13 protein-coding genes are annotated in these 14,257 nt (G+C 50.3%); all 13 read right to left on the reverse strand.

The window, feature by feature from the left end:
• Position 1: 1 nt before the first annotated feature.
• On the reverse strand, positions 2–784 hold the full coding sequence (flgG, locus tag SPSPH_RS16695; RefSeq protein WP_075757116.1) for a flagellar basal-body rod protein FlgG: 783 nt from the start codon (positions 782–784) through the stop codon (positions 2–4).
• A 169-nt stretch (positions 785–953) separates the two neighbouring features.
• The gene (flgF, locus tag SPSPH_RS16700; RefSeq protein ID WP_422396920.1) at positions 954–1,700 is read right to left on the reverse strand and encodes a flagellar basal-body rod protein FlgF; all 747 of its coding nucleotides are present in this window, start codon (positions 1,698–1,700) and stop codon (positions 954–956) included.
• An 88-nt stretch (positions 1,701–1,788) separates the two neighbouring features.
• The gene (locus SPSPH_RS16705; protein WP_075757114.1) at positions 1,789–2,817 is read right to left on the reverse strand and encodes a rod shape-determining protein; all 1,029 of its coding nucleotides are present in this window, start codon (positions 2,815–2,817) and stop codon (positions 1,789–1,791) included.
• A gap of 196 nt (positions 2,818–3,013) precedes the next feature.
• Entirely contained in the window at positions 3,014–3,271 is a 258-nt protein-coding gene (gene spoIIID, locus SPSPH_RS16710) for a sporulation transcriptional regulator SpoIIID (RefSeq protein WP_075757113.1), read from the reverse strand.
• A 153-nt stretch (positions 3,272–3,424) separates the two neighbouring features.
• Complete coding sequence (locus tag SPSPH_RS16715; RefSeq protein WP_075757112.1) at positions 3,425–4,135, reverse strand: peptidoglycan DD-metalloendopeptidase family protein; 711 nt, start codon at positions 4,133–4,135, stop codon at positions 3,425–3,427.
• A gap of 69 nt (positions 4,136–4,204) precedes the next feature.
• Positions 4,205–5,209 (reverse strand): stage II sporulation protein D, encoded by a 1,005-nt coding sequence (spoIID, locus tag SPSPH_RS16720; protein ID WP_075757250.1) that lies wholly within the window; start codon positions 5,207–5,209, stop codon positions 4,205–4,207.
• 289 nt (positions 5,210–5,498) lie between these two features.
• Positions 5,499–7,532, reverse strand: coding sequence for a SpoIIE family protein phosphatase (locus SPSPH_RS16725; protein ID WP_075757111.1), 2,034 nt, complete (start codon positions 7,530–7,532; stop codon positions 5,499–5,501).
• Positions 7,533–7,571: 39 nt separating this feature from the next.
• Positions 7,572–8,030: an ATP-binding protein gene (locus tag SPSPH_RS16730; RefSeq protein WP_075757110.1), complete on the reverse strand. Its 459-nt coding sequence runs from the start codon at positions 8,028–8,030 to the stop codon at positions 7,572–7,574.
• Between the two features lie 521 nt (positions 8,031–8,551).
• Positions 8,552–9,805: a UDP-N-acetylglucosamine 1-carboxyvinyltransferase gene (gene murA, locus SPSPH_RS16735; RefSeq protein WP_075757109.1), complete on the reverse strand. Its 1,254-nt coding sequence runs from the start codon at positions 9,803–9,805 to the stop codon at positions 8,552–8,554.
• Positions 9,806–10,027: 222 nt separating this feature from the next.
• The gene (locus SPSPH_RS16740) at positions 10,028–10,429 is read right to left on the reverse strand and encodes a F0F1 ATP synthase subunit epsilon (RefSeq protein ID WP_075757108.1); all 402 of its coding nucleotides are present in this window, start codon (positions 10,427–10,429) and stop codon (positions 10,028–10,030) included.
• Between the two features lie 3 nt (positions 10,430–10,432).
• Positions 10,433–11,842 (reverse strand): F0F1 ATP synthase subunit beta, encoded by a 1,410-nt coding sequence (atpD, locus tag SPSPH_RS16745; RefSeq protein ID WP_075757107.1) that lies wholly within the window; start codon positions 11,840–11,842, stop codon positions 10,433–10,435.
• Between the two features lie 32 nt (positions 11,843–11,874).
• Entirely contained in the window at positions 11,875–12,726 is an 852-nt protein-coding gene (gene atpG, locus SPSPH_RS16750; protein WP_075757106.1) for an ATP synthase F1 subunit gamma, read from the reverse strand.
• 6 nt (positions 12,727–12,732) lie between these two features.
• Positions 12,733–14,256, reverse strand: coding sequence for a F0F1 ATP synthase subunit alpha (atpA, locus tag SPSPH_RS16755; RefSeq protein ID WP_075757105.1), 1,524 nt, complete (start codon positions 14,254–14,256; stop codon positions 12,733–12,735).
• Position 14,257: the final 1 nt, after the last annotated feature.

Below are 14,257 nucleotides of genomic sequence, written 5' to 3' on the forward strand. Positions count from 1 at the left end.
CCTAACGTTTTAAGTTAGCGGCTCTTTCCAACATGTCATCAGCCGTTTGGATGGCTTTGGAATTGACTTCATAGGCCCGCTGGGCAACAATCATATTGACCATTTCTTCCACGACTTGTACATTGGACATTTCAACATATTGCTGAGCGAGAGTGCCGGCGCCGTCTTCCCCCGGATTGCCGATAACCGGCGCGCCGGAGGCGGTTGTTTCCTCCAGCAGGTTACGGCCTATGCTTGACAGACCGGCGGGATTGACAAACCGGGCAATGGTGATTTGACCAAGATCTTCGTCACCGCCCGGTGTTGAGGCGGTAACGCGGCCATCGGCAGACACAGTAATACCGGTGGCATTATCCGGCACTGTTATTGCCGGCTCCAGCAGATAACCGTCCGAGGTCGTCAGCCGTCCCTGGCCGTCTTTTTTGAAGGCGCCGTCACGCGTATAGGCGATGTCACCGTCAGGCATGGTGATTTGGAAGAAGCCATCCCCTTCGATAGCCAAATCAAAATCATTGCCTGTATTTTGGAAATTGCCTTGTCCATGCAGTTTCTGGGTAGCTACCAGGCGTACGCCATGACCCATTTGAATACCGCTTGGTACTTCGGTGTCAGGACCACTGGCAGCGCCTGCCTGACGCAGGGTCTGGTACATAAGATCCTGAAAATCAGCACGGCTTTTTTTGAAGCCGGTAGTATTTACGTTAGCCAGGTTATTGGATATAACATCAAGGTTGGCTTGCTGGGCTTTCATGCCTGTGCTGGCAGTCCATAAGGCTCTAATCATTGTTTCTACCCCCGATTTTTTTTAGCACATCGCTTCTGTCATTCAGCAATGCTCGTGCCATGCCGGCCATGGTAAGGCAGTCACAGCACCAGGGCTTCCCTCAGGTCCAGCCCTCTATAGTATGTATCGAATGTTTTTGCCAAAAGTTAAGCAACAATTGCGCCGCCGATTAGACTTTTCCCACTTCATTTACGGCTTTGTCCAGCAGCTGATCATGGGCCTGCACAGTTTTGGCATTGACCTCATAGGCCCGGTAGCCGCTGATCATGTTGACCATTTCTGCAACAATATTAACATTGGAGCGTTCTAAAAAGCCCTGTACCACTTTGCCGGTTGCCTGCTGTCCATTGTCCGGGGCCCGGAATAAGCTGTTGCCTTCTTTCAGCAATTCGCGTTCGTTGGCAAATTCCACCACACGCATTTGCCCGACTTCAACACCATCAACGGTTATTCTGCCGGATTCCTCTACTGTCAGCGTACCGTCTGGAATGGTAATGGCTCCGTTTTGCCCCATCACCCGCTGGCCTTCCCCGGTCACCAGTTGGCCCTGGCCATTACGGCTAAAGGCCCCGTTTCTGGTAAAGCGCTCTCCCGCCGGGGTCTCGACAACAAAATAGCCTTTGCCTTCAATGGCAAAATCCAGTGAGTTGCCGCTGGGATTCATCGCGCCGCCGGTATGAATGGTAGCTATTTCGTCAATCATGGTACCTATGCCCAGTGTACCGATAGCCGGCGCCTCCTTGCCGTCATTAATGCGGCGAATTAACAAACTGGCAAAATCCTTGGATATGGCAATGTCTTTCTTATAACCGGTAGTATTGCCGTTTGCCAGGTTATTGGCAACAGTATCGGCTCTGGTGGTTTCTGCCAGCATACCGGAACCTGCTGTATAAATACCTCGAATCAACGGAATCACCTCAATAAATTTTTATCCCATGACTACCCGCACTCCCGCAAGCGGCGGGAGTGCAGGGCTATGTCTTTTGCTCACAGTTATCACAGTGCTAGCCGGCCAGGGTGCCTTTTTTCAGGGTTGTCAGCGTATCCTGCAGACTCTCCAGTGAATCGAGGGCCTTGCCTGTTCCCAGGGCAACACAGGATAAAGGATCTTCCGCCAGGTAGGTGGGAATGCCTGTCTCCTGGTTAATCAGCTTGTCCAGCCCATGAATCAACGCTCCCCCGCCTGTCATTACAATGCCGCGGTCAACAATATCGGCTGCCAGTTCGGGCGGCGTCTTTTCCAGTACCGACTTGACGCATTCGACGATCAGCGATACCGGTTCAATGAGCGCTTCCCGGGTTTCAGCCGAATTCACCCGCAGGGTTTTGGGCAAGCCTGATACCAAATCCCGGCCGCGGATTTCCAGGGTTTCGTTGCGGCCATTGGGATAGGCGGTAGCGATAGCAACTTTAATTTCTTCGGCGGTACGTTCACCAATTAATATATTATATTCCTTTTTGACATGGCGGATAAGCGCTTCATCAAACTTATCGCCGCCGATCCGGAGCGATTCACTGACAACAATCCCGCCCAGACTCAGCACAGCCACATCGGTAGTGCCGCCGCCGATATCTACCACCATAGCCCCGCAGGGCTCGGCAATCTCCAGACCGGCCCCCAGCGCCGCTGCCAACGGTTCTTCGATAAGATAGGTCTTACTGGCTCCTGCCTGCACGGCAGCTTCCAATACCGCCCGTTTTTCCACGGTAGTCACACCGGAAGGAATACATACCATGATTCTGGGTTTGAAAAAGAAACTCTTGCCGGCCACTTTCTGGATAAAGTGTCTGAGCATAATTTCAGTGGTGTCATAATCGGCAATTACCCCTTCGCTTAACGGACGGATGGCAATAATGTTGCCCGGTGTCCGGCCAAGCATCCGGCGCGCTTCTTCACCGATAGCCAGAATACGGTTAGTGTCACGGTCAATAGCCACCACCGACGGCTCCCTCAATACAATACCTTTTCCTTTTATGTATACTAAAACGTTGGCTGTTCCCAAATCGACGCCAATATCCATTGTCCCAAACATGTAGAATCTTAATCCCCTTTCACGTTATCTTCCTTATTCCCCGGGCTTGTCTTACCTTGCGGTAAAGAAAAAGGAGGAAACAATAAGATAATCACAAGTGATTTAATTATTCTACAAATAAATTAAAAGTCCTCTATTTTCTGCCATCTATCATTACGGCCTGACAGATTTTTTCTCCTTGTTCTTTGCTCTTTGTTTATTCTTCTTTTTCTTCCTGGTATTTCTTCCGGGTAGCCTCACCGCCGCGTATATGCCGCTCGGCCTTATTCAGTTCCAAAATGTTTTTTACCTTGGCTGCCAGCCGTTTATTAATTTCAGGGAGACGTTCAATCATGTCCTTGTGAACAGTACTTTTACTTACCCCGAAAACAGTGGCTGTTTGACGCACGGTGTGCTTGGTTTCCATGATGTGGTTACAGATATCCAGCACCCGTTTGCGAATATATTCTTTCATCCAGTCTTTCCCCCCCGCGCCCGTCCTTTTAACCCTTTGCTAACATGTATATGCGGAGGAAAAGAAAAAATGACCCTGCATGAGGGCCATTCTTATACCTAAGTTAAATTAATCTTAGTATGCGGTTCAAGACTCCTGCGCTGCATGCATCAGTCAGTTCTGCTGAAGCGCTCTGGCCGGAATATCCGGAAATAGTTCCTGAGGATTGACTGCCTTTTGTCCGTCATTGGTTTTAACGGCCAGATGCAGGTGAGGTTCAGGCTCACCACCGCAAATCCCCATAGAGCCAATAGGCGTGCCTGGTTTAAGCATAGCATTTTTTTGCACCGCAGCACTGGCCAGCGAACTGTAATACACCGTATATTTGCCGCTGCGGACGGCTACTGTCAAACCATATGCCTTGTCAGTATACACATCAACAACTTCACCACTTAGCAGCGCCGGCACGATTTGTCCTTCGCCGCCGCCGATATCTACGCCATTATGGTACCGCCAGTCCCCATATAATGGATGGAGCTGCCAGCCAAAGGCATGGGTAATACCACCACGCCACAACGCTTGAATAGCTTCATTCACGGCACTATTGTCCTCGGCAACCACCGCCTCCGGTATGGTTGGCGCAGTTGTCGCTTCCTGAATGCTGCCGGTGTTCACAGGTTCAGGCAAATTAGCAGTTGCAGCGGCTTCTGGCAAGGGTACTGTCTCGGAAACCGGTGCTGTGTTAGGCGGCAGCGGCGCGGCCTGCTGTAATGCACTAATAACACCCAACAGCATAACTGAGGCTACTGCCAGCAGCACCCCGGCTGTCATTGCTTGTCTGCCATAACGGCAGCCTGCAACCTTGCCCCAAATTCTTCTGGGCATACTATCACCTCATAGATAGTATGCCCAGAAAATGCCTGCTTGACACCTTACAGTCGATACGGCAGTTCCCTATGACCCAAAAATATTCCTGATGCCGGCGCCGGTGTAATAATAAGTCAAAATCTGACGGAAATCCCGGTTTTCTTTGGCCTGGCCATTGGCTCCGTACTGGCATAAACCAACCCCATGCCCATAGCCGATAGTTTTAAATACCAGCTTATCTGCCGCCGGCTCCACTGTAAAGTTAGTAGAACGCAGCTCTAATTTCTGCCGTATTTCCTGACCTGTCAGCGTTTTGGCACCGATCCGCACTTTATTCACCCTGCCGGAATCGGTTCTGTCAATAATCCCGGCAATAGCGGTACTGTCGCCGCTCTGGAGCGCCGCCATGATTCCGGCATCCGCCCCCAGCCGGCCTTCTAATTCGGCAAAGGTTATTTCTTTCGTTTCCTGATATCGCGGCGATTGCCGGTCCCAGGTACAAGCAACACTTTGCAAATAGGGATAATCAAAACCCCACACTTCTTTGGCACTGGCTGTCCGTTCCCCGCTGGTAGAGTGAAATACGGCATTAATCGGCTCGCCATTATACGTAAGTATCAGTCCTCGTGTTTGGTCCACCGCCTGGTTGATCTTGCGCCAATACTTGCCGTAATTTGCACCCCATTTGACTCTGAGCCGGGTTTCATCAAGCCAGGCCTGACTGTCTTTATAATCAGTAGTTACGTCGGCACCCGGGTGTTCTGCCGAGCCGGTACCGCCAAAAATTGCCATATGCTTTACGGCATAAGTCCGGGCAGCCACCGCCTGGGCCTTAAGCGCCTCCAGTTCAAATTCGGCCGGCATTTCGGCGGCTATAACCCCTTTTATATAATCCTCCAGGTTCATGGAAACAATTTGATTAATTTCGTGCATATACACTTTAATCGTAATATCTTCCCCCCGGTAAGCAAAAGGCTGGTTTATGGCCGCCTTTTCCTTATTCCAGTCATACAGCCCCAATACTACCACCGACGGAATAGCGACAACCGACAGGATTACCAATACGATGCCATAAAGCACCACATATCTCACGCTGCTCACCCCTGGCGCCATTTTGCCCTTGTTTTCAGCATTGTCCGGTGACTCACCCGCGCCACCTGAAGCTAAGTCTACTTTAATAATATGCAAACAAGCTTTGAGGTATGAGCAAATACGGAAAACAAAGAGATTGCCACGCTGTGTCCGCCGCGACAAAGGCGTAAGGCCCCTCCGTTCAGGGTGAACATAGGCGAAGCAATCTCCAATTTACGGGAAGCTGCACACTGTATTTAGGCCGGAAGAATATCATCCATGGGCCAAAGTAAGATTAGCAAGGTTTCTCTTACATGATTATTTTAATGCACATCGCCGTACAATCATCTCGCAGGACACCGATGCCTGCCGCATTTCTAACACCTTCTACCACTTCATCAAAGGCAGCGTTTACCGGCAGACTGCCCGCTTCTACAAACTGGTCGGCAATGCCGTCACTGTAGAAACAAATAATGTCCCCTGCGGCTATCGGCATGGTCAGGACTTCAAATTCCGGCTGATCGGATAACCCTAAAAATGAGCCGAAGGTTTTGAGCCGGCCTTTGACCAAAGCCGAGCTGATGAAAAATTCCGTAATGCCTGCCGCTATATAGCTGAGTTCCTGGCGTTTAAAATCCAGTTGAAAGCAGCACGCCGCCACCATGGTATCGTCTCTGAGATATGAACCTATTCGCTTATTTAGCTCAACCATGCCTTCGGCTAACGAGAAGCCGGCATGCAAATTTTCCTGAATCATCACATTGATTGCCGCCGTCTGCAGCGCTGATGCCGCACCATGGCCGGTAACATCGATGATATAGCCAAAAAGAATGTCGCCTTTTTCCAGCCAGTGATACCCGCAGAAGTCCCCGCTGACATGCATGCTGGGCTCATAAATTATCCTTAAGGCTAGACGCTCCTGCTCGATATCCGGCGGTAGCATGGACCGCTGCTCCTTGCCTGCCTTCATCAGTTCAGCGTGCAAACTCTCGCGCAGTTTTTGCTCCCGCTCGGTTATTTCCTCCAGCGCCTTGGTCCGTTCCGCAACCTTCTGCTCTAAGCCTTCCACCAGGCCGGTAATTTGCTGGGCCATCGCATTGAAAGAGCGTGCCAGCTGTCCAAGTTCATCCTGCCTGTCCGTATCCGGCACCGCCTGCAATCGTCCTTCGGCAAGTTCGTGAGCTGCCGAGTTAAGCCTGAGTATCGGGCGCGCTATCCACCCGGCTGTCCAAACCGCCATAAAGGAGGCACCAATTACCGCAAGTATTGTTATTACCACAGTCCAGGTGACTGTCCTTTTCATATCTCCGAGAAAATCATCATTTGCCAGGACCACATAGATGTTCCAATTGATTCCGCTCGCCTGGAACCCTTTCACGCCTACCAGGAAGGAACGGTTATCATACTCAATCTCGCGTGATTCGCCCCCGCTTTCACTCGCTAAGGACTGCACGGCTGTCCTCAGCACCGGGTTTCTGGCCTCACTGGCCTGGACCCGGCTAACCTGACCGTCCTTTTCCACAAAAAGCGCATTCGATGTTGATGTGGCAACCAGCAATCCTTCGGCATCGGTGATAAAGATCTGTCCGGAGGTGCCTACCGGTATTTCCCTCAGAACATCTCCCACCCAGGACAAAAGATAATCCACACCGAAGACGCCAACCACCTTCCCACCGGCATCAAATACAGGATGAGCGGCAGTAACGGTCGGCTCATGAAACACGAAATGCCGGTATACGCCGCTAAAGGTCGGTCTGCCAAGCTTTGCCGCACCTTCGTACCAGGGCCGGGTCCGCGCATCAAACCGCTGGAAAATTTCCTCACGGTCAACGGCGTCACCCTGCGGTGAAACAGAATAATACCAGGAATCCCCGCCGGTCTCCCGGTTGTTCCGCACCACCTGGATTTCACCGGTGGCTTTGCGCCGGGCACCGTAAAACGCGCCGTCATGCAGGCCGGCAAATGTCATGGCCGCACCCGGGAAAGCCCGGATATGGCTGGTGAAATACCGTTCCCTGGCAGTTGTATCAGCTAAATCCAGTATCCCGACGCGCCAGGCGTCGACATTCAGGCGGTTAAGCTTCACCGGTTCTTCCATATAACGGCTTAGCTGTTCGTAAACCCGTTCCAGAACTTCGCGCTGCATTTCTTTAAGAACGGCATTTACAGCCTGTTGGCCGCCATAGACGCAAATGCCTGCTATCAGCCCGAACAGCACCATAAACTGGAACACAAAAGCAACCGAGAACACCTTTTGCAGCGAAAGTTTTGCCGCCATATTCCGCAAAACCGTCTCTAGCGTGCCGGCTGCCTGCTTTTCTCCCGAATTATCTCCCGCGCGCATTCATAACACCTTCTATACTGAGATTGGATCTTTACGAATTCATCCGGCTTTTTCCCGAAGCCGCTTGACCATCATGATTTCTCTGCCATTTCGGCTGTAGCATACTTTGTCAAAAATGGCGTCAATCAACAGAAGCCCCCGCTGAGACTCCTTGTCCACCACCGTCTCAAAGGGGTCTCCCCTGATGGTCCGGATAGCTGTCAGTAACTGGTTGCCAGAAAACCCGCCCTGTTGGTGTTTTATCCGGATAATTATGATTTTACCTTTGATAATGACCAATTTGACCAATATTGGCTGTACCGGATTATTCAATGCCTGCGAATGGGCAATCGCATTATTCAGCGCTTCGTTGAAGCCGACATACAGCAACCCGGCATCGCTTTCCCCCAGCACTTCGCGAACCTGTTCCCGAAATGCCGGTATTTGCTCTTTGTCATATATTTTGAACCGGGTAATAAAGGTTTGTAGTTTCGCACCTTGATGAAATAATCCAGACAAATTGTCATCCCCTTTTTGAACCGTTCGCCGGTTATGTGTAAAGGTAGGCAATGGTTGTCATAAAGCCGCTCTACTGCCTAATATCGAAAACCCTAATCAGCCTCGAGAAAGATGGCAGTCACCGCAATCAGAGTCATCAGCTTGGTAAAAATTTTCATATCCCTAAGTACATTCATAATACCCCTCCTCCACACAGCCCATAATATTACTATATATTGTAAGAAATCTTGTCAGCATGCTCAGTTGCCAACATGAAACACATATTTTTTGGCGCGAAACGCAACAATTTTGCAAATGTATATAGGAAATCTAATTAACTGTCATTATATAGGGCTGTACCATAATTATCTAGTACCCATGAAGATAAAAATAAAGCGCCAGAACAGGTTTATTTTATCTTCACGCGATACCGCCCAGTGATCAAGCCTGGAAAGATATAAAGAAAAATAAAGTAAGGCGGCCGGGCGTGAGCGCGGCCGCCTTACTTTATTGCTTTCTGGCATTATAATTAATTAGTTCAGTTAACCGACACGTTCAATATCTGCACCAATACCACGGAATTTCTCTACCAAATTGTCATAACCGCGATCAATATGGTGAATATAGCTGATCTCAGTTTGACCTTCGGCCACCAGTCCGGCTAATACCATAGCTGCACCGGCCCTAAGATCGGTGGCTTTCACCTGGCAGCCGGTAAGCTTGGCCACCCCTTCCACCACGGCGCTGCGTCCGTCAATTTTGATCGAGGCACCCATGCGCTTGAGTTCATCAACATGCATAAACCGGTTTTCAAATACTGTTTCAGTAACTATGCTGGTACCCTGGGCAATGGTCATAAGGGCCATAAGCTGGGCCTGCATATCGGTCGGAAAACCGGGATAGGGCAGAGTTTTAATATCCACAGACCGGATCATACCGGTTCCGCGTACTCTGACACCATTGATATCTTCTTCAATAACAACGCCGGCTTCCTTTAGCTTGGCGATAACCGGTTTTAAGTGCTCTATCAGGGCATTTTCCACATAAACATCGCCACCGGTCATGGCGGCAGCCACCATGTAAGTGCCGGCCTCAATTCTGTCAGGGATGACTGCGTGGCAAGCCCCTTTCAGTTCGCTTACGCCTTCAATCCGGATTAGATTAGTACCGGCGCCGCGGATGTTAGCCCCCATGTGATTAAGCATATTGGCTAAATCAACAATTTCAGGCTCTTCGGCCGGGTTTTCGATAATGGTCTGGCCTTTTGCCATACTGGCTGCCATCATGATATTTTCAGTAGCGCCGACACTGGGAAAATCCAGGTAAATTCTTGCGCCTGTCAGTCCCTGCGGTGCTCTGGCTTCAATGAAGCCATGGCCGGTAATGATTTCAGCCCCTAAAGCCTCAAAGCCTTTAAGATGCAAATCAATAGGCCTGGTACCAATGGCACAGCCGCCAGGCAGCGAAATTTTCGCGCATCCTTCGCGCGCCAGGAGCGGTCCCATGACTAAAAAAGATGCCCGCATTTTGCGTACAAGCTCATAAGGAGCCTCAAGGGCCGTTATTTTCGTGCAATCGATATATAGCGTACCTGGTTCGATTCTTACCGACGCGCCTAAATGCTCAAGCACTTCAGCAATTGTGCGGACATCCTCCAGATCCGGTATGTCTTCTAACGTGCTGGGAGTTGTCCCCAACAATGTTGCCGCAATGACCGGCAGCACAGCATTCTTGGCTCCACTGACTCTGACTGTGCCAAAAAGACGCCTGCCTCCACGAACAATTAATTTTTCCACAAGATTTCCTCCCACCACAGCGGTAAGTACATTTTTCCTAGACTAGTTTATCATTACCGTAGTAGCTAAGCAAGAGCCCGAGTCCAAAAATTACATTTAACTGCAAATGTCATCTTTATTTTTTCCAGTATTTAGGCAGGTTATCCATGTAAATTATGGTGAAATAAAAAAATGAGATTGCTTCCATCTGCCGGCAGGCATGATGAAGCAATCTCATTTTATTTATTTACTTCCGGCAACCCTTAGACGGGTCATAGCACGTCTCAGAGCCATTTCAGCCCGTTCGACATCTACATCCTGGCCGCCTTTTAAGCGGGATTCAGCCCGCTCTTTTGCAGCTTCCGCCCGTTTAATATCGATTTCTTCCGGTAATTCCGCACAAGTAGCCAAAATGGTTACTTTCTCAGGACGGACTTCGATGAAGCCGCCGCATACAGACAGCTGCTGCTCACCTTCCTCGTTCTTTATCCGCAGCGGCCAAACAGTAAGGCCGGCAATGAGCGGGGCATGTCCGGGAAGAATACCCAGATCACCGTCTGTGGCTCTGGCAATAACCATAGTAACGTCTTCGGAATAAACCATCCGATCAGGAGTAACAATATCCAGCCGCATCTTATTGGCCATATATTATTCCCCCTTCATCTTTTGAGCCTTTTCCACTGCCTCGTCAATAGTTCCTACCATATAAAAGGCCGTTTCCGGCAGATCATCATACTTACCGCTGATAATTTCCTTGAAGCCGCGAATGGTTTCTTTGAGCGGCACATATTTACCGGGGGTGCCGGTAAAGGCTTCCGCTACGAAGAACGGCTGGCTCAGGAATCTTTGAATCTTCCGCGCCCGGGAAACTGTCAGTTTATCTTCATCAGATAATTCTTCCATACCCAGGATAGCGATGATATCCTGCAGCTCTTTATAGCGCTGCAGAACTTCCTGCACACCGCGGGCCACTTGATAATGGTCTTCGCCTAACACATTGGGGTCCATAATCCGGGACGTAGAGTCCAGTGGGTCAACCGCCGGATAAATGCCAAGCTCGGCAATCTGGCGGGATAATACCGTGGTGGCATCCAAGTGAGCGAAGGTGGCTGCCGGAGCCGGGTCAGTCAAGTCATCGGCAGGCACATATACGGCCTGAACCGAGGTGATTGAACCCTTTTTCGTGGAGGTAATCCGTTCCTGCAGGGCGCCAACGTCGGTGCTCAGCGTCGGCTGATAACCTACCGCGGACGGCATCCGGCCTAAGAGTGCCGAAACCTCGGAACCGGCCTGGATGAAACGGAAGATGTTGTCAACAAACAGGAGCACGTCCTGACCGCCGACATCACGGAAATATTCGGCCATTGTCAGGCCGGTAAGCCCTACACGCATACGCGCTCCGGGCGGTTCATTCATCTGACCGTAAACCAGCGCCGTCTTGTCGATAACGCCTGATTCAATCATTTCGTTCCACAAATCATTGCCCTCACGGGTACGTTCGCCTACACCGGCAAATACCGAGTAGCCGCCATGCTCTGTGGCTATATTACGGATAAGTTCCATAATTAATACCGTCTTGCCAACACCGGCGCCGCCAAACAGGCCGATTTTGCCGCCAAGCGCGTAAGGGGCAATGAGGTCAACAACTTTAATGCCTGTTTCCAGGATCTGAGTGGTTGTTGCCTGGTCTTCAAAAGCAGGAGCCGGACGATGGATAGGCCAAAATTCGTCGGCATTCACCGCCTCAGCATTGTTGTCAACTGTTTGTCCAAGTACATTAAATACCCGGCCCAGTGTACCTTTGCCGACAGGAATTTTAATAGGCTCCCCGGTATCAACTGCCTTCATGCCGCGAGTCAGGCCATCAGTGGAAGACATGGCAACGCAGCGAACGGTGTTATCACCAAGATGCTGCATTACTTCAGCAGTCAGCTTAACAGTAACGTCGCCGACTGTTTCATCAACCGTAACAGCATTATAAATGGCAGGCAGTTTTTCCGGGGGAAACTCGACGTCAATAACAGGACCGATAACTTGAATAATTCTACCGATATTCACGGGGTTCCCCCTCCTTAACTTCTTCAACCCTTCTACTTAAGTGCCTCGGCCCCGCCCACAATCTCGTTGATTTCACTGGTAATCGTGGCCTGGCGTACTTTGTTGTAGTTTAAGGTCAGTTTGGAAATGAGTTCTTGCGCGTTATCTGTGGCTGAGCCCATGGCCGTCATCCTGGAGCCCAGTTCACTGGCAGACGACTGTAACAGTGCGCCATAAATGACGGTTTCCAGATAGCGTGGCAGCAAGAGGCTCAATACTTCACCGGCTGATGGCTCAAATATATACTCGGTCTGAGGAGTTTCTTCCCCATCGCCGGTTCCGGTTACCGGCAACAGTTTGATGGTTGTCGGTTTCTGGTTAACAGGCGAATAAAAGTGAGTATAGGTCAGGTAAATTTCATCATACTCCCCTGACTCAAACTTATCAGCCATCAGTTCTGCCAGCATTACGGCATCCTGGTAGGACGGCTTTTCCGAAAAACCGAAATATTCGCCATCAATTTTATAGCCGCGCCGTTTGAAATAGTCACGGGCTTTGCGCCCGACAGTAACTAATCTGGCATTATCTTTGCCGCTAATCTGCGGCAAAACCTCTTTCACCAGGTTGGACGAATACGCTCCGGCCAGACCTTTATCGGCACTAAGCACAAGATAACCTACCTGTTTCACTTCCCGCACTTCTAAAAGCGGATGGGAAGCGTCGCCGGCATTGGCTGTCACACTGGCCAATACTTCTCTGATCTTATCAGTATATGGCCTGCTGGCAATAGCCCGTTCCTGTGCCCGGCGAAGCCTGGCAGCAGCCACCATCTTCATGGCCTTGGTGATTTGCTGGATATTCTTTACACTTTTAATGCGGCGGCGGATATCTCTGGCGTTAGCCATATATTATCACCTCGCCGCTTCAACTTTAACAAAAGTATCTTTAAATTCTTTGATTGCTTTTTTGAGGGCCGCCTCAGTTTCGCTGTCAAGGTTCTTCTTATCTCTGATGGTTTTGGCCACTTCGGCGTAATTGCTGCGCATGAATTTAAGCAAATCCTGCTCAAACTTGGTTACATCCTCAATGGGCACATCATCAAGATAGCCGTTGATGCCTGTAAAAATAACCATAACCTGTTCTTCTACCGCCATAGGTATATATTGTGGCTGTTTCAGGATTTCCATCATCCGCTGACCACGGTCAAGCTGCGCTTTGGTAGCTTTGTCCAGGTCGGAACCGAACTGGGCAAAGGCCGCCAATTCACGGTATTGTGCCAGGTCCAGACGCAGACGGCCTGCAACCTGCTTCATGGCCTTGATTTGAGCCGAACCACCTACGCGGGATACCGACAGACCGGCATTAATCGCCGGACGGATACCGGAGTAGAACAGTTCGCTCTCCAGGAATATCTGACCATCTGTAATGGAAATTACGTTGGTAGGAATATAGGCGGAAACGTCGCCGGCCAGTGTTTCAATTACAGGCAATGCGGTAATGGACCCGCCGCCCAGTTCGCTTGAAAGCTTGGCTGCACGCTCTAAGAGGCGGGAGTGTAAATAAAATACGTCGCCCGGATACGCTTCGCGTCCGGGAGGACGGCGGAGCAAAAGCGACATGGCACGATAGGCTACCGCATGTTTGGATAAATCATCATACACGCAGAGCACGGCGCCGCCTTTATACATAAAATACTCACCCATGGAAACACCGGCATAAGGTGCCAGATATTGCAGCGGCGCGCTGTCAGAAGCAGTCGCGGCAACAACTATGGTATACTCCATAGCGCCGGCTTCTTCCAGGGTCTTAACGACACGGGCCACGGTGGAGGCTTTTTGGCCAATTGCGACATAAATACAAATTACGCCCTGACCTTTTTGGTTGATAATGGTGTCAATAGAAATAGCTGTTTTACCGGTACCACGGTCGCCGATAATCAGTTCGCGCTGGCCGCGGCCGATAGGAACCATGGAGTCGATGGCTTTAATGCCTGTTTGCAGCGGTTCTTTAACCGACTGCCTGGCGGCAATGCCAGGTGCGGCATATTCAACCGGACGGTGTTCAGTGGTAACAATCGGTCCTTTGCCGTCAATCGGCTGACCCAGTGCATTGACAACACGGCCAACCATGGCTTCGCCTACAGGAACCTGCATGATGCGCCCTGTGCGGCGTACTGTGTCGCCTTCTTTGATTTCAATTTCGCCGCCCAATAATACGGCGCCGACATTATCTTCTTCCAGGTTTAGAACCATACCAAATACTTCGTGCGGAAATTCTAATAATTCGCCGGCCATAGCCTTTTCCAGGCCGTGAATCCGGGCGATACCGTCGCCTACTTCGATAACAGTGCCAACATCATCAACATTGAGGTCTACCTGATACTGCTCAATCTGTTGCTTGATGATAGCCGTTATTTCTTCTGGCCTCATTTTCATA

Origin of the sequence: Sporomusa sphaeroides DSM 2875, from assembly GCF_001941975.2 — a bacterium.
In the GTDB taxonomy this organism is placed as follows: Bacteria; Bacillota; Negativicutes; order Sporomusales; family Sporomusaceae; genus Sporomusa; species Sporomusa sphaeroides.

What these genes read in the sequence shown, in the direction of transcription:
- flgG (WP_075757116.1), bottom strand. Translation starts at nt 784, where the DNA reads ATGATTAGAGCCTTATGGACTGCCAGCACAGGCATGAAAGCCCAGCAA.
- SPSPH_RS16725 (WP_075757111.1), bottom strand. Translation starts at nt 7,532, where the DNA reads ATGCGCGCGGGAGATAATTCGGGAGAAAAGCAGGCAGCCGGCACGCTA.
- spoIIID (WP_075757113.1), bottom strand. Translation starts at nt 3,271, where the DNA reads ATGAAAGAATATATTCGCAAACGGGTGCTGGATATCTGTAACCACATC.
- atpA (WP_075757105.1), bottom strand. Translation starts at nt 14,256, where the DNA reads ATGAAAATGAGGCCAGAAGAAATAACGGCTATCATCAAGCAACAGATT.
- SPSPH_RS16740 (WP_075757108.1), bottom strand. Translation starts at nt 10,429, where the DNA reads ATGGCCAATAAGATGCGGCTGGATATTGTTACTCCTGATCGGATGGTT.
- atpG (WP_075757106.1), bottom strand. Translation starts at nt 12,726, where the DNA reads ATGGCTAACGCCAGAGATATCCGCCGCCGCATTAAAAGTGTAAAGAAT.
- SPSPH_RS16715 (WP_075757112.1), bottom strand. Translation starts at nt 4,135, where the DNA reads ATGCCCAGAAGAATTTGGGGCAAGGTTGCAGGCTGCCGTTATGGCAGA.
- SPSPH_RS16705 (WP_075757114.1), bottom strand. Translation starts at nt 2,817, where the DNA reads ATGTTTGGGACAATGGATATTGGCGTCGATTTGGGAACAGCCAACGTT.